Raw genomic sequence first — 18,555 nt, forward strand, 5'->3', positions numbered from 1 at the left:
GACTGAGGCGATGAGGCGCGCAGGGTTGAAGTGAGGTCATCCCCCCTACGCCGCGCCGCCAAACTCGGCGGTGGCAACGAGGATCGCGCGCGCCAGCACCGCATCGCGCATCATGAAGCCCATCACCGCGGGGGTCGCTTGCGGATCCACTTCAATACGCTCCACGTCGAGCGCGTGCACAACAAACCAGTAGTGGTGCACGCCGGTGCCCTCGGGCGGTGCCGCCCCCGTGAACCACGGCTCGCGCTTTTCGTTGGGCAGCGTAATGGCACCTATCGGCAGGCCCCCGCCCGCTTCAGATCCCGCGCCCGCTGGCAGCTCGGTGACCTCAAGCGGGATATTCGCCACCGCCCAGTGCCAAAAACCGGATCCTGTCGGCGCATCGGGGTCAAAGCAGGTGACCGCGAAACTGCGGGTCTCCTTCGGAAAACCCGACCAGCTCAGCTGTGGCGACCGGTTTTGCCCACCCGCGTACTCCGCGTAGAGCTCGGCCGGAAGCGGCTCACCTTCTTGAATGTCGGTGCTGGTCAGCGTAAAACTAGGCACCTGTCGCATCCCCGCGTACGGGTTGATGTCGCCTTGGCTCGTGTGATGCTGGGTCATGTCACTCCCTCATTCTCGGCACGACCCTTGGTTTTGGGCGAGCACTCTGCTCCTTCAGCTTAGGGCGGCAGCGGCGGGTAATCTACGAGATTTTGCAGAGCGGCTACAGATATACTGAAGGCTTACGAACGGCGTGCGCAGAGGGCGCTCAATCGGAGGAACCATGGCATCGACGACAGGCTCTGATCGAGCCCGAGCGACCCTCGCCTTCCTGCGGCGAAAGATCACAACGGGCGAATGGCCTGTCGGCAGCAGGATCCCGATCGAGCCCGAGCTCGCCGAACAGACTGGCGTTGGTCGTTCCACCGTGCGTGAGGCTGTTCGCTCACTCGCGAGCATCGGCATGCTCGAAACCCTGCCCGGTCGCGGTACCTTCGTGCGTTCGTCGGCGCCAACGAGCACCCTTCTCAACGAGTTTCTCTCCGACTTCACGCTCGAGGAGATCCTGAGCTATCGCCGCGCCCTCGAAATCGAGGCGGCGCAGCAGGCCGCCATCCACCGCACCGAAGAAGACCTCACTGCACTCGAGCAGGCCGCGATTGACGAGGTCGGCTGCACACGCTGCCCCGTTCTCGGCTTCGCAAACGACGACGACACATCGGCGTTCGACAGCAAGTTTCATCGCCTCGTCTTCGACGCGGCCAAAAACCGCCTGCTTGCATCGCTCTACGCAGGAATCAACGATCGACTGCGCACCCCCGAGCACCGCGGCAAGCTCGCCATGGTCGCAACAGGCGCTGAGATGGAACGAGATCACGCCCGGGTGCTCGACGCGATCCGTCGCCAAGATTTCATCGACGCTGTGCACGCGATGGTCAACCACGTCGACAACGATGTAGTGATCGTCAATGAACAGCACGAGGTGGTGCCCCCACTGACACGCACTCCCGAGCAACAGCAGCGCATCGACCTCGCGGTCGAGGCAGACAACCAGAGGATCGCGGCGGGTTAGTTTCCTAGCGATTCTTAGTGGCAGTACGCAGGCAAAACCTCTATAGATCACTCCAAAACCATGGCTCCGGCTGTGGATATCCACTTTGATCTATGCCAAACTCATACGAGAAGCGAGCACTCGCCCAGCGCGGGGCAGCTGAAGAAAGGTTGGCATGTCGAATTCCCGGCTCATTGTCACTGGCATTTTTTTAGTGGCGATCGGGTGGTTGTACTTCTCACCACCCAGCTTTAACGTAACGAACGGCCCGCTGACGGTGACCTGCCGCCCACTGGGATTGGGGTTCATCGATGAAGTGAGCGTACTCTCAACCCACAATTACGGGGCAGACCGCTCGGAGGTTTCGCACTACGCAGATGAGCAGGAAAAGTCATCTGGTTTTAAAGGCCTTGCCGCAGAAGTGCGGGTTTCGGTCGCGGCCTCCTGCAACGAGGCACGCATGAATCGACAAACTGACCTGTTTCTTGTTGTTGCTGCGGGGATGGTTGTCCTCTACCTCAAAAGAACCAGGCACGCAGAGGTCAAATCAGCTCAGCAAAGCACACCAACGGAGGGCGAGGAAAGCATATGAGCAACCAAGAACTCACGGCAGCGTTGGGGCCCCTCAAACGAGCGGCGGTCGACGCCTACATGAAGAGCCAGCCCGGTGATTGGAACATCGTGGGCGACAAGTACGAAAACAGGTCGAGAAACACACTGACAACTGTCTCTGCGCCGGATGCAACTACCGGTGCCGGTGGAGGCGATTGGCGCTCCGACGTGCTTTTTGCAACGTGGATGGACCAGGGCAAAGATGCTGACTACGAGGCCGCCTTCGACGGGGTTCGGAGCACCATAGATTCGCTCTTCAATCCCTGGCTCAGCATTCCCGACCCTGAAAACTTGCGAGTGAACCTCGAGAGCTGCCGTGATGTCACGCAGGCACTTTCGGGGGAACAGTGGAAGGACGGTGAGACGACCCGACCGGCAGGAGGTGAATTACACGAGCCGCTCAGGTCGATTGAACGCAACATCGCTCAGGTTCAGGGCCGTACATGGGATGCGTTTCGCATAAACTTCCTCGGCCAGCTCACTTTCACGGTCGGCGGGCTCCTGACGATCTCGGTGCTGAGAGGTGGGGTCGTTACCTCCCAACGTGAGATTTGGAACGCGGCGCGGGCGGATGTGCTTGAAGTTGTGAAGAAAGGTCTCAATGGTTTCAACAAAGTCTCAACCGGGTCAGGATTCGAATTTCAACAGGTATTTGAGGTTGTTGACTGGGCGGTGGAGGGGGTCAAGCAGTTCGCCCCCGGTCTGGTAGACGGACTCATCGACGGCATCGAGTATATTTCGAACGGAAAAGACTTCCTTTTCCCCGACAAAGTTGATGAACCAGGTTCCACTTATGACGGTGTCCTTAAGGCAATACGTAAGGCACTGAAAGCACTGTCTGAGAGTATCGAAAACGAGGAGATGAAACTCATCTCGCTGATGGAGTACGAGACCGAGTACTACTACAACAAAAAGTATCGGGGAAACTACGACCCCCATTCCGATGACCAGAAGGGTGGCACCGAAACGTTCAGCATGAACGAGTCGGTGCGGCAAATCGCAGAGCGCTCATTGCCCGCGGTAGCAGTCGAGTTGAACCGAGTCGCCGACCTCAACGCAGCGTGTGGCAGCGAGACGATGGTTCAGAGAGATTCAAGCATCGGACGCGGCCCGAACGGTCCGGCAAGCCACTTGGTCAACCTGAATGAACTGCTCCACAAACTACTCGAGGATTTGGCTGGAGACGCGGTCGACGGCGCAAAGAGCCTCACACTTGCGTTAAACGACTTCCAAATGAATGAAGAAAACATCATTCAACACCTCAACACGGTTGCAGCTGACATCATTGCGGGCGGTCGGAACTATGACGGCGAGAACCTTGGTGGCGATCTTTCAAATGTCACCAGGGACCGGGAAAGGGATCCTTTGTATCCGAAAATTGGCAAGTCAGGTAAACCCGGGTTCGGCCCCAACGGATCGCTGACACTCGAAGAGGTCATGTCAGGTAAGTAACCACCCCAAAAGCTCATAACCCTGCCCGAGGCGGCGCAGCAGGCCGCCATCCACCGCACCGAAGAAGACCTCACTGCACTCGAGCAGGCCGCGATTGACGAGGTCGGCTGCACACGCTGCCCCGTTCTCGGCTTCGCAAACGACGACGACACGTCGGCGTTCGACAGCAAGTTTCATCGCCTCGTCTTCGACGCGGCCAAAAACCGCCTGCTTGCATCGCTCTACGCAGGAATCAACGATCGACTGCGCACCCCCGAGCACCGCGGCAAGCTCGCCATGGTCGCAACAGGCGCCGAGATGGAACGAGATCACGCCCGGGTGCTCGACGCGATCCGTCGCCAAGATTTCATCGACGCTGTGCACGCGATGGTCAACCACGTCGACAACGATGTAGTGATCGTCAATGAAGGATCGCGGCGCGGATCCACCACGATCGCTTCACCCTTCGCCTGACTGCCAATGAAATAACTGGCCTGCGCGAGATCCTCGTCGTAGATGCGTTCCAGCAGCATGTTGAGTTCTCTAAGCAGTGACCGAAAAGGACGAAGCCAACCCGCCCCCGTCGCTTTACCGCGGGTAGTGCAAGTTACCAGCTCGACACGCAGTTTCCCACTTAGTGCAATTGTTGGTCGGGGCTTCTCGCAGCTGCAAAATACCCCCGGGCATGACTTGCACATTATCAATTATACCCTTGGGGGTATTCTGTGTATCAAACCGGAACAGACATTCGCAGAAAGCAACCAGCACATGACCTCAACAACGGCACCAGACACCAAACAACCCGCGCACGACGAAGCAGCAAAACGCAAAGTGCTCAATCGCCTGCGTCGCGCGCACGGCCAACTTGCCGCCGTTATTGGCTCGGTAGAGCGAGACGACCACTGCCGCGACGTCGTGCAGCAACTTGCCGCGGTATCAAAAGCGCTGGATCGCGCAGGCTTCCTTGTCATTTCGAGCGCGCTCCAGGAATGCCTCAACAACCCTGACGATGAGAGCACGACCGGCCAGGAGGAACTCGAGAAGCTCTTTCTTTCACTGGCTTAGTGAGGGTCAATAGCAGGTGCTCGACTCGCGATGAGGCGTGTCTCCGAGATAAGAGGTGCGCAGATCCCCTAGCTGAGTTCGCGCTCCACATAGACCGCAAGCGCATCTCGCACGAATGCCGCACCCTCGACACCACCGTAGTTCGCGGCGAAACGCTGGTCGGCCACGTACATCTCGCCCAGGCCGAGCAGGTACCCGGCAAGGTCGCCTCCGGGCACGCTCGCTGGAGTGCCCGGTGTCGCCGTGAGCCACTCGACGTGACGCTTCGCGAGCCTTTGCGCCGTTGCCGATTCGGGATCATCGCCGCGCGCGGCAGCCGCGATCCAGTCAGCGTTCAGAGCGGCGAGCTTCTCCCGCCACTCATCTTGCCCCTCGGCACCCAGGGAGCGCCACCACTGGTCACCCTTCGCGTACGCATCAGCGCCCCAGCGCTCCTCGACCTCTTCACGGCACTGCGTGTGATCGAATCCTTCAAACATGTCTTGCGCCATGAGATCTTCCTTTTCTGTATTACTTTGGGAGTGCTGTGCGGAGTTGCGTTGCAGCGCAGCGATGGTGCGCTCCACGGCACCAATTTGTGTGTCGATGCGCTCTCGTTCCTGCCGCAGCAGTTCGAGGTGGTCGGCCAGAATCCTGGCCTCCGCCTGCTCGGGCGCACCGCCTGCGGAGTCGGCGCGATCCTGAACCGCCGCGCGATCCTGCGCCACCAGCACCTGCCCAATCGCTTCGAGCCCCAGCCCGAGGTTGCGCAGCAGCAATACCCGCTGTAGCCGCACGAGCGCACGATCGTCGTAGTAGCGGTACCCGTTGCTGCCGATGCGACTTGGAGTGACCAAACCAATACGGTCGTAGTGCCGCAGGGTGCGCGATGTGGTTCCAGCGGCCTGTGCGACCTCCTGAATCGAGCGTTCCACGCGGAGCCTCCCATTCACCGGCCGGGTCTTTCCCGGCGCATGATTAACGGTAAACCTTGACGCAACGTCAATGTCAAGCGGCATCAGATTTGAAGCGTACGATTGAAGGGTGTCTGAGCCAAAGATCCTGCTGTACTACGCATTTGCGCCGATCGCCGATCCTGAGTCGGTGCGACTCTGGCAAAAAGAACTGTGCGAGTCGCTCGGCTTGCGCGGGCGCATCATCATATCGAAGCACGGGATCAACGGCACCGTCGGCGGCGAGCTCGACGCGTGCAAGTCGTATGTACGACGCACTCGCGCTTACGAGCCATTCGCTGGCATCAGCATGAAGTGGAGCGACGGCACCGGCTTCGAACCTGAAGAGCCCGAGATGCTGCACGGCACGGATCGACGCGCGCCCTGGCGGCGCATTAGCGATTTTCCGAAGCTCAGCGTAAAGACGCGCGACGAGCTCGTGGCGTTTGGCATTCCCGATGAAACCATCGTCGACGCCACCGGTGTGGTTGGCGGCGGCGAGCACCTGTCACCCCAGGCAGTAAATGACCTGGTCGCCGAGCGCGGTGACGAGGTGGTGTTTTTCGACGGTCGCAACGCCTGGGAGGCCGAGATCGGCCGCTTCAAGGGAGCCGTCGTGCCCGACGTGACCACCACACACGACTTCATCGCACAGATCGAAAGTGGCGCCTACGACGACCTCAAAGACCGTCCGGTCATCAGCTACTGCACTGGCGGGATCCGATGCGAGATCCTCTCTGTCGCCATGAAAAACCGGGGCTTCAACGAGGTGTACCAGATCGACGGTGGCATCGTGCGCTACGGAGAGGCATTCGGCAACGACGGCCTGTGGGAGGGTTCGCTCGCGGTGTTCGACGGCCGCGAGACGATGGACTTCGCTCCCGGTGCAGCGGTTCTCGGATCCTGCGCGACCTGCGGTGCGGCTTCAAGCCAACTAACCGATTGTGTAGAGGCTTCGTGCCGCGCTCGCTTTGTGGCGTGCTCCGAACACCAGAGTGTTCCCTGCGCCGAGCATTTGGTGACGGCTTAGGCCGTTTGGCCGGAAGTTACCTCACGGCAGAGGCGAGGCCCCCTAGCCCTCCCCGGGCAGCGCTCTCTCGAGCATGGCGTCGGCAGCCGTGAGCGCGTCATTCAGTGAAAAATGTCCCGCTGCGCTGAGCGTGCCGAGGCCGTGCACGAGCCCCCACAGCGCCTGCACATCGGTGGGTGAGTCGAAGCCCGCCTGCAGCGCGATCGAGGCGAGGATGTGCTCGAGCTCCTGAATGAGCGGTGCCATCTGCTCGCTGGGTGCCCCCGGAATGCACACGGTCGGATCGTAGATGACCTGAAAGGCATAGGGACGGTTGACGGCGAAGCTGATGTAGGCGCTGGATCCGGCACGCATGGCATCGCGGATGGATCCCGCCGTCGCCACCCCTTCCCTCACCTGAGCAACAAGATCAGCCATGCTGCGTTCGGCGAGCACCTTGAGTAGTCCGCGGCGATCCGAAAAGTGGTGGTAGGGCGCATTGTGGCTGACGTTTGCCGCGCGCGCCACCTCGCGCAGGCTGATCTCTGACGCGGGCATGCGCTCGAGCAGTTGCATCGCGGCGTCTTCGAGAGCAGCGGCAAGACTGCCGTGGTGATACGCATCCGTTGAACTTGACACAAGCAACATTCTCCCTTATCTTGACGCTGTCTAGTTATGTTGCCACTGTCAAGATGGGGATTGAATGTCTAGTGTGCTCGTGATCGATGGTCACCCCAATCCCGGCTCGCTCACGGCCGCCATGGCTCTGAGCTATGTTGCGGGCAGCGGATCCGGCGAAGGTTCTACCCGCCTGCTCGCGCTGCGCGATCTCGACTTCGACATCCACATGCGGTTTGGGTACCGCTCGCGCATGCCCATTGAGCCCGATCTGGCGGACGCCCGGCAGGCTCTGCACGATGCGCGGCACATCGTTATCGCGGCGCCGATGTGGTGGGGATCGGTGCCAGCACTACTTAAGGGTTTCTTCGACCGGGCACTGCTGCCTCACCAGGAGTACGAAATGACCCCTCTAGGGTTGCCGCGCGGTCTGCTTCGTGGGCGCAGCGGCAGGCTCCTGCTACTGAGCGACACTCCGGCCATCGCACTGGCATTTTCGGGCACGCCCGCCGCCTCGCAGGTGGCCCGGCGCACGATGCGGTTCTGCGGGGTGCGGCCATTTCGGGTGCACCGCTTCATGGGTGTTGGCAAGGCGAGCGAGGCGAGGATCGCGGGATGGCTCTCGACGGCGTCGCGACTTGGTGCCGCTGACGCGCGCCGGATCCCGGTCCCCCTGCTGAATAGCTTGGATCTTTCCCGCGTCTAAGCTGACGCGCTGCTCGGGATCAAGCCGCTACGGAGCTAGTGCACCAAACCCCACAACATTGACCCCATCAGGGCGGCAATAGGAAGGCCCCGATGAGGTTATGACCGTGAGCGAAGTTGGTGGATTCGTTACCTGAGACGCAAAGCGCAGCAGGCTTGCCGCAGCAGACTCAACGATTTCTTGGGTCGCGCCGAGCTTCACTTCGAATGCCGCCCACCCACCGTCCGGCAACTGCACAATCGCGTCAATTTCTCGACCTGCGGAGTCTCGTGCGTGCATCACGACACCCCTCATCTCCTGGGAAAACTCGCAAGTGCTGCACAACAAGCGACTCAAAAAGTAAACCGGTGAACACCGGGTTTCGCTGCAGAGCCGTGGGTCCGACGTTGAGCGCAGCTGCAGCCAACGATGGGTCAACGAAGTGTCGTTTGGACTCTTTTCGCAGCGTTGCCAAAGATCACAGATGTGTCGACCAGGCGGGTTGGTCTTCGGTCACAAAAATTCTCTCAAGCGCTGAGAGGTAACTTCGGACTGTCTCCACGGCGGTCGACGCCTCATCTTTCGCAAGGGTTGCGAGCGAAACTTCGCTCGCGGTGGATCGCGCGAGTGCCGAGATAAGCCGGCTGACTCGCAGCGGATCTCGCTTAACCTCGTCTGCTGCTTGAAGATCTGCCGTTGCGACTGTGTCGAGGTAGTCTGCCAGGTTTGCACTTACCGCTTCAAAGGGAAGGCCTGCAAAGCCCGGCCATCCACCCAGCACAATTCGCTCTGTAAGTGTGGCGAAACTCACTTCTGCGTCAGCGGCGCGTGGCGCCTGCCCTTCGATGAGAGAAGCAAATGACACTTCTCCACGCACCGCATTCCACACCTCGGGCACCAACTGCCACTCGTCAAGAAATCGCGGAGCCTCACCGTCGAGCAGAAGGCCGGGGTCAATGGTAGCTAGTTGTCGGCTTGCAGAGTCGCGATCGAGGCGGACATTGCTCGCCGCGCACTGGAGTGCCGTCTCAGTCTTGCCGCAGGCCCGAGGACCCTGAACCAAAAGGGCTCCCGATCTCTGCAATGCCTGACGCATCTCAGCATCGACGACCCTCGGTTGATAGCCGCCCACAACGACCCCTTCCTATCGCACTTTATGAGCACCAACACTGCACTACGCGACACTCAATCGTTTGAATAGTCGTTTTAGAGAGCTTCAACTAGTTGATTTAGAAGGTTTTGGGCCGTCGATTTGTGACCAAAAGGAGATGGCCACCCCGGAGCGTCCTGCCCGGGGGTGGCCGTCACCGTTCTGCTACCAAATACTGACGCGCTGTTCGGGATCAAGCCAGAGCTTGTCACCGGGTTTCGTGTTGTAGGCCTCGTGGAACGCGTCGAGGTTCGCCACAATCTGGTTGCAGCGGAACTCGTTAGGTGAGTGCGGGTCAATGGTGAGCAGGCGCACCGTTTCCTCGGGCCGCGACTTCTGCTGCCAGGCTTGTGACCACGACAGGAAAAAGCGCTCGGCGCCAGTGAGCCCGTCGATGACGGGAGACTCCGCCCCGGCGAGTGAGCGCAGGTAGGCCTTCCACGCGATTGCGAGGCCACCCAGGTCGCCGATGTTCTCGCCGATGGTGAGTTCTCCGTTGACGGTCTGGCCGTCGGCGCCCTCCGGTGACAGCTCGTTGTACTGGCCGATGAGTGCGCCGGTGCGCTGCTCGAAGGCGGCGCGGTCTTCTTCGGTCCACCAGTCGGTGAGTTTGCCGTCACCGTCGTAGCGGGATCCCTGGTCGTCGAAACCGTGACCAATTTCGTGGCCAATGACCGCACCGATCGCACCGAAGTTTGCTGCAGCATCGGTGTTCTTATCGAAGAACGGTGGCTGCAGGATCGCCGCCGGGAAGACGATCTCGTTGAACCCCGGGTTGTAGTACGCATTGACCGTTTGTGGCGTCATGAACCACTCGTCGCGGTCGATCGGCTTGCCCAGCTTGCCGAGCTCGCGGTTGAACTCGTACTCGGCGACCTGGCGGGAGTTGCCGAGCAGATCACCGGAGTCGACCGTGATGGCCGAGTAGTCTCGCCACTTCACGGGGTAGCCGATCTTGGGGGTGAAGCGGTCGAGTTTTTCGAGCGCGCGCACCTTCGTCTCGGCACCCATCCAGTCGAGCTGCTGGATTGAATCGCGGTACGCCTCGATGAGGTGTTCAACGAGACCGTCCATCGCGGCCTTTGCGTCTTCGTCGAAGTGGCGCTCAACGTAGATGCGCCCAACGGCCTCACCCATTGCCCCCTCTACGAAGGAGACTCCCCGCCGCCAACGCTCGCGCTGCTCGGTGGCCCCAGTGAGCGCGGTACCGTAGAACTCGAAGTTAGCGCGAGAGATCTCCTGCGAAAGAAGTGCAGCTGATCCTCGTACGATCGCCCAGGCCAACCAGGCTTGCCACGCTTCGAGCTCTTCTTCAACCAGCAGACCCGCGAGGCCAGCGAGGGCCTCTGGTTGCCCAACGACGACCTCGGCGAAGGCGGCCTCGGGCGCACCCATCGCCGCAAGATAAGCGCGCCAGTCGAGTTGCGGCATGATCTCTTGCAGTCCCTCGAACGTGCGCAGGTTGTAGAGCTTCTGAATGTCGCGGCTCGCCACCTTGTCCCAGTGCGAAGCCGCGATCCTGCGCTCAAGCTCATACGCGAGCTCGGCGAGACGAGGGGCGTCAGCGATACCCGCCAACTCAAACATGCGAGCAATGTGAGCCCGGTATTGATCCCGCACCTCAGCGAACTGTTCTTCACGGTAGTAGGACTCGTCGGGCAGCCCGATGCCACCCTGCATAACAAAAACGATGTAACGATCGGGGTCACCCGGATCGTTGTCGATGAACATGCCGGCGAAGCCACCAAGACCCTGTCGCTCGAGTTCACCCACTAACTCGATGAGTTGGGCAATGGAGCCGACCCCGAACGCACGCTTCAGGTCGGCCGCAATGGGCGTCGCACCCAACGCATCAACGCGCTCGGTGTCCATGAAGCTCGCGTACAAGGCCGCGACTTTGTCGGCCTCGGACGCGCCTTCGGCGAGCGCACCGGCAGCCGGAGCCGCGGTGCCGGTAATGATGTCACGCACCGCCTCTTCAGCGTTCTCGGCGAGCACCGCGAATGAGCCGTAGCGCGCCTTGTCTGCGGGGATCTCGGTGCGAGCGATCCATTTACCATTGACGTGCCGGAACAGGTCATCTTGTGGCCGGATGGAGGGGTCGAGCTCTGCAAGGTCGATGCCGGAGGAGAGCACTTCGTTGATTGCTTCGGTCATGCGACAACCTTATCTATAGGGTCTGACATTGGTGGGTGCGATTTGCTGACCTTCGAGATTTACGTCCGGCTGCGTCAGCAACAGCGCGAGCCCGGATCTCGGTCTTGCTCCGAGTAGCGTTCACGCCAGAAATCGCGCTCACTGAGAACGGACTCCCCGGGTGGGTGCGGGCGCGGTGCGCACAGTATGCCCCGTAGGCACCCTCACCCGTCAGCAGGTGCAGCAGCGCGACGGAACGCTGCAGCGCTCGCTTCACTGACCTCAAGAGCGGACGCTGATCCCGGCCTCCAACATGCTGCTGACCATCGGCATGCATTTCCGTGGCCACCTAGTGCCTCGCGGCATCACTACGCAACGATTCGGGCAGCGCATCCCACTCCGCCTGAATCTTACGCTCGGTCGGCGTCGCGATAAAGCCCGCGGCCCCGAAGATGCGCGAAGGCACAACCGGATCCTCGGTATCGACCACTTTGCCAAGCCTGTAGGAACGAATAACAGCAACCACCGCGGTGATAATCACAATGATCGCGAGCGTCACAAACAGGATCGACAGCACACCCTGCACGAGCGTGTTGCGCACAATGGCCTCCATTGCGGCCGGTTCGCCGAGCGACGTGTCCCCTGCGGCGAGCGCATCACGGTATTTGAAGTGGTTCGCGAAGTACCCGACCTGCGGCACCGGCGAGAAGATTTTGTAGAACGAGCCGGTAATCGTCACGACCGCAACAAACGCGAGGGGAGCCGCGACGATCCAGAGATACTTGAAGTTTTGTTTTGCAGCGACGATCGCCATGACCACCGCCAAAGCGATCGCAGCGAGCAACTGGTTCGCGATCCCGAACAGCGGGAATAGCGTGTTGATGCCGCCGAGAGGATCGGTCACACCCATCAACAGGATCGCGCCCCAGGCCGCCACCATGATTGCGGTGGAGATCCACACTCCGAGACGCCAAGAGTTGTCGCGGAACTTCGGGATGAAGTTGCCGAACGCGTCTTGCAGCATGAACCTCGCCACGCGGGTGCCTGCGTCAACCGCGGTCAAGATAAACAGCGCCTCGAACATGATGGCGAAGTGGTACCAGAAGCCCATCATGGCGGTGCCGCCGAAGAGATCTTTCAAAATGTTTGCGAGGCCCATGGCCAGTGTCGGAGCCCCACCAGTGCGAGACACGATCGATTCTTCGCCGACAGATTGCGCGGCTGAAGTGAGCATCTCGGGGGTGACATCAACGCCCGTGAGCCCGAGCCCCATCACCCAGTCGACCGCCCCCTGCACGGTTCCGCCGGTTGCCGCAGCCGACGAGTTCATTGCGAAATAGATGCCCTGGTCGAGCGTCACGGCCGCCACAAGTGCCATGAGCGCAACGAATGATTCCATCAACATGCCGCCGAACCCGATGAAGCGCGTCTGTCGCTCCTTCTGCACCATCTTGGGAGTGGTGCCCGAGGCGATCAGCGCGTGAAAACCAGACAGGGCACCGCACGCGATCGTCACAAACAAGAACGGGAAGATATTGCCCGCCACGACGGGGTTGACCTCGGTCGAGGCGAACTGGCTCACCGCGGGGGCCTGAACGATCGGGTTGACGATGAGCACGGCCGCGGCGAGCAACACGATCACGCCGATCTTCATAAATGTCGAGAGGTAGTCGCGGGGTGCGAGCAGCAGCCACACCGGCAGCACCGCTGCAACGAAGCCGTAAATCGCAATGAACCACGCGAGGGCCACCTTGTCGAGCGTGAACAGTGCCACGCCCCAGTCGGTGCCACCGACCCAACCACCCGCGATAATTGCGGCCATCAGCAGCACGAAACCGATGATCGAGATCTCGGTGATGCGTCCTGGGCGAATCCAGCGCAGGTACACACCCATAAACAGCGCGATCGGGATCGTCATGCCAACCGAGAACACACCCCACGGGCTCTCTGCCAGTGCGTTCACCACCACAAGCGACAGGATCGCAACGATAATCACCATAATGACGAGCGTCGCGATAATTGCGGCGGTGCCGCCAATGCGGCCCAGCTGATCCCGCGCCATCTGCCCAATGGATCGACCGCCGCGACGAGTGGAGAAGAACATGACCAGGTAATCTTGCACGGCTCCCGCGAAGATCACGCCGGCGATGATCCAGATGGTGCCCGGCAAGAAACCCCACTGCGCAGCAAGCACCGGACCAACGAGCGGACCGGCACCAGCGATCGCGGCGAAGTGGTGACCAAAGAGCACGTTGCGGTGCGTCGCCACATAGTCTTTGCCGTTTGCCTTGTACTCGGCTGGTGTCGCCCGGTTGTCATCGGGCTTCGCGATCCTTTTCTCGATGAAGCGCGAGTAGAACCGGTACGCGATCAGGTAACTCGCGACGCCAGCGAATACAAACCAAATCGCATTGACGGTCTCACCCCGCACGACGGCGAGCATCGTCCAGCCGAGCGCCCCAAGAAGGCCGATGCCGATCCACATCGCAATTTTGAGGCCGCGATTGCGACCGCTGTCTGTTGCGATCTGCGCCTCCGTGAGCGCCGCTGGGGGCAGCTCCTGCACAATCTCTTGAGCCATACTCGTTCAATCTCCTTTGAAGGCAGCTGGAATTCGCTCCTGCGCGCTGTGCACCGGGGGTACAGATGCAGAGCCGCAATCGATCTCTAGCTTAACTGAGGCTCAGAACTTGCTGGGCAGATACGCGCTCATCGATCGACACGAACCTCGGGATCCCCTGCACCATCAATCTTGATCGTTTCGATGGGTTGAGTCGTCGCGTCAACATACCAATCAGTGAGCGCGGGATCAGCGCTGTCGAACCCCGCCCCAGCGCCTTCATCGGCTGGTACCGGACTGGTGCCAAACACAAAGTCATCACCGTGTTTATCGATACCGCGCCGCACTCCCTGAGCGATCGCCTTGCGCGCATACCTTCCGCGAATAATGAACGGATCGGTGCGCAGGTCTTTTGCCCACGAGTACATAATTCCAAGCACAATAAACGCGAACGGGAGTGCAGACACCACCATCAACGACTGCAAGCCCGACAGCGCTTCTCGCCCACCCGCGAGCAGCAGCGCAATCGCAATAAGACCGAGTAGCAAACCCCACATGATCGTGACCCATTTTGCGGGCTCGGGGCGTCCACCCTGCGACATCGAGGCCATCACGATGGACGCCGAATCCGCCGCGGTCACAAAAAAGAGCACAACCGCGACCATTGCGATAATCGACGTCACCAGGCCCAGAGGCAGGCGCTGCATCAGTTGGAACAGCACCTCTTCACTCGTGCCACCGCTCTGCAAATTTTCGCCCTGCTGCGCCATCCAAATGGACGTGCCCCCGAACACCACAAACCAGGCGATCACAATTGCCGAGGGCACGAGCATCACCACGGTTACAAATTCACGCAGTGTGCGCCCGCGCGAGATCTTCGCGATAAACATGCCAACGAACGGAGTCCACGACACCCACCACGCCCAGTAGTAAGTAGTCCACGACCCCAGAAACTCGACCGCCTCTGGCCCATCGTTCGGGCTGAGCGTCAGCATGTCACCCAGCAAATTGAGATACTCGATGATCGAGGCTGGCAACAGATTCAAGATAAACATGGTTGGGCCAGCAACCAGCACAAAAACTGCGAGCAACCCGGTCAAGATCATGTTCGTGTTTGAGAGCAATCGAATGCCCCGCTTGACTCCCGAAACCGCGGAGGCGATAAAGAGCGAGGTGAGGATCGCGATCGCGCCCACCAAAAACATATTGCCGAGTTCGCCGATGCCCGACACAAACATGAAGCCGCTCTGGATCTGCAGAGCCCCGATCCCGAGCGACACCGCGGTGCCAAACAGCGTCACAACGATGGCGAAAAAATCAATCACGCGCCCCAACACGCGGTGCGTTGCACCGGGGAAGACGGGTTCGAAGAGCGCCGAGATGAGCGGGGCTCGGCCCCTGCGATAGGCGTTGTAGGCAATCGAGCCACCAACGAGGGCGTAAAACGCCCACGCAATTGGCCCCCAGTGCAGAATGGTCTGCGCCATCGAGGGCAGGATCGCAGCAGAGGTGCCACCCTCAACGCTCTGGTGAGGAGCCGGGTCGTTGAAGTAGGTGAGGGGTTCAAGCGGTCCGTAAAAGAGCAGACCGATCCCGAGCCCCGCCGCGAACAGCATGGAGATCCATGAAGCGGTCGAAAACTCCGGCTCTTCGTCGTCGGCTCCGAGGCGAATGCCTCCGGTACGGCCAAATCCGACAACCAGCATGTAAATTGCGATGCCTGCCGCGAGTGCCCCGAACAGCCACCCAAAGTGTGTCGTCACCCAGGTGAGAGACGCCGAGCCGACCTCGGCAAGATTTGCGGGTGCCACAAAGGCCCACACCACAACCGCAACAGTTGCGGCAACCGCACCCAGCATCACGGCTTTGTTGGTGGGAAAGGTAGTGCCGGTCTGCTCAACGCCGATGCCCGGAATGAGTCCGGGGTGCGGGGTGACAGGCACCGCCTTAGCCCGCTTGATGACTCGCCGCAGTCGGCCTGCATTGGGTGGCAGGTGTGGGTGCGGCGGTTTCAAATGGTCGGGGTCGGAGTCAGCGGATCTCTCGTAGGGCATAGGGCTTTCCTGTTCATGTGTGCCGAAGCGGGCACACTGTCGGGCGGAAAAACCCTACTCATGGTACAGACCTCCCGAACAAAAACTGCTGGGACCGGGTCATTTCAAGGTCTTCGCAACAGGCGGCCTTGCCCAGTGAATGCCACCGAAAGCGCAGTTTTGCATGATCTTCCCGAGTAATTTCATGCAAAATTGAGCTCTCGCGAGCCTCTCTGTGCCGTGCAATGATTGTGCAACAAGCTCTGTTGTGTTCGTTAAGCGCCCCAGAACTGCGAAGGCGATCGCGAGGGTCCAGCACCAATTCCAAGATCTAGAACCTGGCGGGCTGCGCAGGGCAGGGCCTAAGGCCGCACCAGCACCTTAACTGCCCGGCGCTCGTCCATCGCCGCGTACGCCTCGGCGACCTCGGTCAGTGGCACCTCCAGGTCGAACACTCGACCCGGATCGATCGCGCCACTCCACACGTCGGCGAGCAGATCCTCAACGTAGTTGCGCACCGGCGCAACCCCACCGTTCACACCAACATTGGCCGCAAAGAGTGCGCGAACGGGCAACTGAGGCCCCCGTTGGGCACACCGACGTAGCCGACCATGCCACCGGGGCGAGCTGAGCGGATCGCCTGATCCATCGACTCCTCTGTTCCGACAGCCTCAAGCACGCAGTCCGCGCCGATGCCGTCGAGCAGCTCCTTCACCGCGGCAACACCCTCGTCGCCGCGCTCAGCAACAATGTCGGTCGCCCCGAACTCGCGAGCGAGCGCCTGCCGCGATTCGTGGCGAGACATTGCGATGATCCTCGCTGCCCCCAACCGCTTCGCCGCCAGCACGGCGCACAGACCAACGGCGCCGTCACCCACCACCACAACCGTGCTGCCCGGCTTCACCCCGGCGGACACCGCGGCGTGGTGCCCGGTTCCCATCACGTCTGAGAGGGCAAGCAGGCTCGGGATCTGCTCCGCGCTCGGCGCAGACGGCGTCTTGACGAGCGAACCATCTGCATGGGGCACGTACACCTTTTCGGCCTGGGCGCCATCCCACCAGCCGCCGTTCAGGCAGGAGGTGCTGACGCCGTTGAGGCAGTTCACGCAGCTCATGTCGCAGTCGTAGAAGGGCGCAATGACGAAGTCGCCGACCGCGACCTTCTGCACCTCGCTGCCTACCGACTCGACAATCCCTACAAATTCGTGGCCAATCTTGCGGGGCTCCTCGGTGGGTGTGATACCGCGGTAGGGCCAGAGGTCGGACCCGCAGACACAAGCTGCCACCACGCGCACGACCGCGTCAATCCCCGTCTGCTGCGCCGGATCGGCGACCTCTTCAACACGAATGTCGCCCGGGCCGTAAATTTTTGTTGCACGCATGGGTGGAACGTTACACCCTCAGCATGTCGCACGGGTGACGCTACGGTAGAACCGTGCCTGCCCACCCCGACTTCAGCAAACCCGCACGGCGCACCATCGACCGCAGCATCGCTCATCTCGCGGTTCCAGCACTCGGCGCGCTCATCGCGGAGCCGCTCTTCCTCGTTGTCGATTCCGCACTCGTCGGGCACCTCGGCGCAAGCCCACTCGCGGGCCTCGCGGTCGCCGCCGCGATCCTGCAGACCGCCGTCGGACTCATGGTCTTTCTGGCGTACTCAACAACCCCGCTCGTCGCGCGACGTCGTGGTGCCGGAGATCTGCGCGGGGCGATGCAAGCCGGTATTGACGGGCTGTGGCTGGCACTCGGGATCGGTGCAATCGTCGCCGCCGCGCTTTACGTTGCCAGCGGCCCCCTGGTCGCGGCCTTCAACACCAGCCCCGAAACCGCGGATCAGGCGCTCACCTACCTCACCATTTCTTGTCTCGGCATTCCCGCCATGCTGCTCGTGTTTGCAGCGAGCGGGCTGCTCCGCGGGCTGCAAGACACCCGCACTCCACTCGCGGTCGCTACCATCGGCTTCGCCATCAACGCGCTGCTCAACTGGTGGTTCATTTACGGCCTCGGGTTCGGGATCGCCGGCAGTGCCTGGGGAACCGTGTTGGCGCAGTGGGGCATGGTGGCCGTCTACCTCGTTGTGATTACGCGTAAAGTACGTGATGTCGGCGCAAGCCTGCTCCCAAAACGAGACGGTCTCGGGCACGCCGGGCGCAGCGGCGGCTGGCTATTTGTGCGCACAGTTGGCCTGCGTGTTGCGTTTCTCGCTACCGTGTTTGCCGCGACTAGCCACGGCACGGCCGCCACCGCGGGTTACCAAGTGGTGTTCACCGTGTTCTCAACCGCCGCGTTTGCGCTCGACGCGCTCGCCATCGCGGCACAGGCCATGATCGGTGACGCCCTCGGATCCCGCGACCCTGACCGGGCCAGGCTTGTCGTACGGCGCACAGTCTTCTGGGGTGTGACTTCGGGAGCCACGGTTGGACTGATCCTTGCCGTCGCAAGCCCGGTCATCGGCCGTATATTTACGAGCGATCCAGCAGTGCTCGCGATCCTGCCACCCGCTTTACTCGTGCTCGGGATCTCGCTGCCCCTCGGCGGCCTTGTGTTTGTGCTCGACGGAGTGCTCATGGGTGCCGGTGATGCACGCTATCTCGCTTGGACGAGCCTGGTGAACCTTGTGGTCTACTTGCCCGTGCTGTGGCTGGTCACGCGACTCGTGCCCACGGGAACACCCGCACTGGTGGCGCTGACCGCGAGCTTTACGGTTGTATTTATGCTCGCGCGCGCGGTGACGCTCGGGCTCAGGGCGCGGCAGTTTGGGCGAGCGCCCGAGGCGTTCGAGTGATCCGTG

General features: G+C 61.1%; 16 protein-coding genes and 2 pseudogenes. 8 read left to right on the forward strand and 10 right to left on the reverse strand.

Going from position 1 to position 18,555, the window contains the following annotated elements; genetic code table 11:
- Nucleotides 1-45: 45 nt before the first annotated feature.
- On the reverse strand, nt 46-603 hold the full coding sequence (locus G7066_RS14485; RefSeq protein ID WP_166331722.1) for a YbhB/YbcL family Raf kinase inhibitor-like protein: 558 nt from the start codon (nt 601-603) through the stop codon (nt 46-48).
- A gap of 163 nt (nt 604-766) precedes the next feature.
- Here G7066_RS14485 and G7066_RS14490 point away from each other — a divergent pair, with 163 nt between their 5' ends.
- From G7066_RS14490 to G7066_RS14505, 5 genes are all read left to right on the forward strand, one after another.
- Nucleotides 767-1,555, forward strand: coding sequence for a FadR/GntR family transcriptional regulator (locus tag G7066_RS14490; protein ID WP_166331723.1), 789 nt, complete (start codon nt 767-769; stop codon nt 1,553-1,555).
- Between the two features lie 154 nt (nt 1,556-1,709).
- Nucleotides 1,710-2,126 carry a hypothetical protein gene (locus G7066_RS14495; protein WP_166331724.1) on the forward strand — a complete coding sequence of 139 codons (417 nt, stop codon included), beginning with the start codon at nt 1,710-1,712 and terminating at the stop codon, nt 2,124-2,126.
- Nucleotides 2,123-3,598: a hypothetical protein gene (locus tag G7066_RS16635; protein ID WP_244303061.1), complete on the forward strand. Its 1,476-nt coding sequence runs from the start codon at nt 2,123-2,125 to the stop codon at nt 3,596-3,598. Before G7066_RS14495 ends, G7066_RS16635 begins: the two co-directional genes overlap by 4 nt.
- 48 nt (nt 3,599-3,646) lie before the next feature.
- The gene (locus G7066_RS14500; RefSeq protein WP_244303417.1) at nt 3,647-4,051 is read left to right on the forward strand and encodes a FadR/GntR family transcriptional regulator; all 405 of its coding nucleotides are present in this window, start codon (nt 3,647-3,649) and stop codon (nt 4,049-4,051) included.
- 294 nt (nt 4,052-4,345) lie between these two features.
- The gene (locus G7066_RS14505) at nt 4,346-4,642 is read left to right on the forward strand and encodes a metal-sensitive transcriptional regulator (RefSeq protein ID WP_166331725.1); all 297 of its coding nucleotides are present in this window, start codon (nt 4,346-4,348) and stop codon (nt 4,640-4,642) included.
- Between the two features lie 68 nt (nt 4,643-4,710).
- Here G7066_RS14505 and G7066_RS14510 read toward each other — a convergent pair whose 3' ends face one another.
- Entirely contained in the window at nt 4,711-5,556 is an 846-nt protein-coding gene (locus tag G7066_RS14510) for a MerR family transcriptional regulator (RefSeq protein ID WP_166331726.1), read from the reverse strand.
- Between the two features lie 109 nt (nt 5,557-5,665).
- Here G7066_RS14510 and G7066_RS14515 point away from each other — a divergent pair, with 109 nt between their 5' ends.
- A complete protein-coding gene (locus tag G7066_RS14515) occupies nt 5,666-6,604 on the forward strand; it encodes a tRNA uridine(34) hydroxylase (protein WP_166331727.1) in 939 nt (312 codons plus the stop codon).
- 42 nt (nt 6,605-6,646) lie between these two features.
- Here G7066_RS14515 and G7066_RS14520 read toward each other — a convergent pair whose 3' ends face one another.
- Nucleotides 6,647-7,222, reverse strand: coding sequence for a TetR/AcrR family transcriptional regulator (locus tag G7066_RS14520; protein WP_166331728.1), 576 nt, complete (start codon nt 7,220-7,222; stop codon nt 6,647-6,649).
- A 64-nt stretch (nt 7,223-7,286) separates the two neighbouring features.
- On the opposite strand from G7066_RS14520, the gene G7066_RS14525 reads away from it, so the two are divergent.
- Nucleotides 7,287-7,907: an NAD(P)H-dependent oxidoreductase gene (locus G7066_RS14525; protein WP_166331729.1), complete on the forward strand. Its 621-nt coding sequence runs from the start codon at nt 7,287-7,289 to the stop codon at nt 7,905-7,907.
- A gap of 27 nt (nt 7,908-7,934) precedes the next feature.
- On the opposite strand, the gene G7066_RS14530 is transcribed toward G7066_RS14525, so the two are convergent.
- From G7066_RS14530 to G7066_RS14565, 7 genes and pseudogenes are all read right to left on the reverse strand, one after another.
- Nucleotides 7,935-8,189, reverse strand: a complete 255-nt coding sequence (locus tag G7066_RS14530) for a hypothetical protein (protein WP_166331730.1) — start codon at nt 8,187-8,189, stop codon at nt 7,935-7,937.
- Nucleotides 8,152-8,982, reverse strand: a pseudogene (locus G7066_RS14540) (ATP-binding protein). Before G7066_RS14540 ends, G7066_RS14530 begins: the two are co-directional and overlap by 38 nt.
- Nucleotides 8,983-9,201: 219 nt before the next feature.
- Entirely contained in the window at nt 9,202-11,193 is a 1,992-nt protein-coding gene (locus G7066_RS14545) for a M13 family metallopeptidase (RefSeq protein ID WP_166331733.1), read from the reverse strand.
- A gap of 13 nt (nt 11,194-11,206) precedes the next feature.
- A complete protein-coding gene (locus G7066_RS14550; protein ID WP_205881465.1) occupies nt 11,207-11,509 on the reverse strand; it encodes a CstA-like transporter-associated (seleno)protein in 303 nt (100 codons plus the stop codon).
- Nucleotides 11,510-11,521: 12 nt separating this feature from the next.
- On the reverse strand, nt 11,522-13,753 hold the full coding sequence (locus G7066_RS14555; RefSeq protein ID WP_166331734.1) for a carbon starvation CstA family protein: 2,232 nt from the start codon (nt 13,751-13,753) through the stop codon (nt 11,522-11,524).
- 128 nt (nt 13,754-13,881) lie between these two features.
- Nucleotides 13,882-15,786, reverse strand: coding sequence for a BCCT family transporter (locus G7066_RS14560; RefSeq protein ID WP_166331735.1), 1,905 nt, complete (start codon nt 15,784-15,786; stop codon nt 13,882-13,884).
- 341 nt (nt 15,787-16,127) lie between these two features.
- Nucleotides 16,128-17,146: pseudogene (locus tag G7066_RS14565) on the reverse strand (zinc-dependent alcohol dehydrogenase family protein).
- 53 nt (nt 17,147-17,199) lie between these two features.
- Between G7066_RS14565 and G7066_RS14570 the strand changes: the two are divergent.
- On the forward strand, nt 17,200-18,549 hold the full coding sequence (locus G7066_RS14570) for an MATE family efflux transporter (RefSeq protein ID WP_166331736.1): 1,350 nt from the start codon (nt 17,200-17,202) through the stop codon (nt 18,547-18,549).
- The last annotated feature ends 6 nt before the right edge of the window (nt 18,550-18,555 follow it).

The organism is Leucobacter coleopterorum, from assembly GCF_011382985.1.
GTDB classification, from domain to species: Bacteria; Actinomycetota; Actinomycetes; order Actinomycetales; family Microbacteriaceae; genus Leucobacter; species Leucobacter coleopterorum.

Coding starts and splice junctions, on each gene's coding strand:
- G7066_RS14525 (WP_166331729.1), top strand. CDS start 7,287: ATGTCTAGTGTGCTCGTGATCGATGGTCACCCCAATCCCGGCTCGCTC.
- G7066_RS14545 (WP_166331733.1), bottom strand. CDS start 11,193: ATGACCGAAGCAATCAACGAAGTGCTCTCCTCCGGCATCGACCTTGCA.
- G7066_RS16635 (WP_244303061.1), top strand. CDS start 2,123: ATGAGCAACCAAGAACTCACGGCAGCGTTGGGGCCCCTCAAACGAGCG.
- G7066_RS14505 (WP_166331725.1), top strand. CDS start 4,346: ATGACCTCAACAACGGCACCAGACACCAAACAACCCGCGCACGACGAA.
- G7066_RS14550 (WP_205881465.1), bottom strand. CDS start 11,509: ATGCATGCCGATGGTCAGCAGCATGTTGGAGGCCGGGATCAGCGTCCG.
- G7066_RS14495 (WP_166331724.1), top strand. CDS start 1,710: ATGTCGAATTCCCGGCTCATTGTCACTGGCATTTTTTTAGTGGCGATC.
- G7066_RS14485 (WP_166331722.1), bottom strand. CDS start 603: ATGACCCAGCATCACACGAGCCAAGGCGACATCAACCCGTACGCGGGG.
- G7066_RS14555 (WP_166331734.1), bottom strand. CDS start 13,753: ATGGCTCAAGAGATTGTGCAGGAGCTGCCCCCAGCGGCGCTCACGGAG.
- G7066_RS14490 (WP_166331723.1), top strand. CDS start 767: ATGGCATCGACGACAGGCTCTGATCGAGCCCGAGCGACCCTCGCCTTC.
- G7066_RS14560 (WP_166331735.1), bottom strand. CDS start 15,786: ATGCCCTACGAGAGATCCGCTGACTCCGACCCCGACCATTTGAAACCG.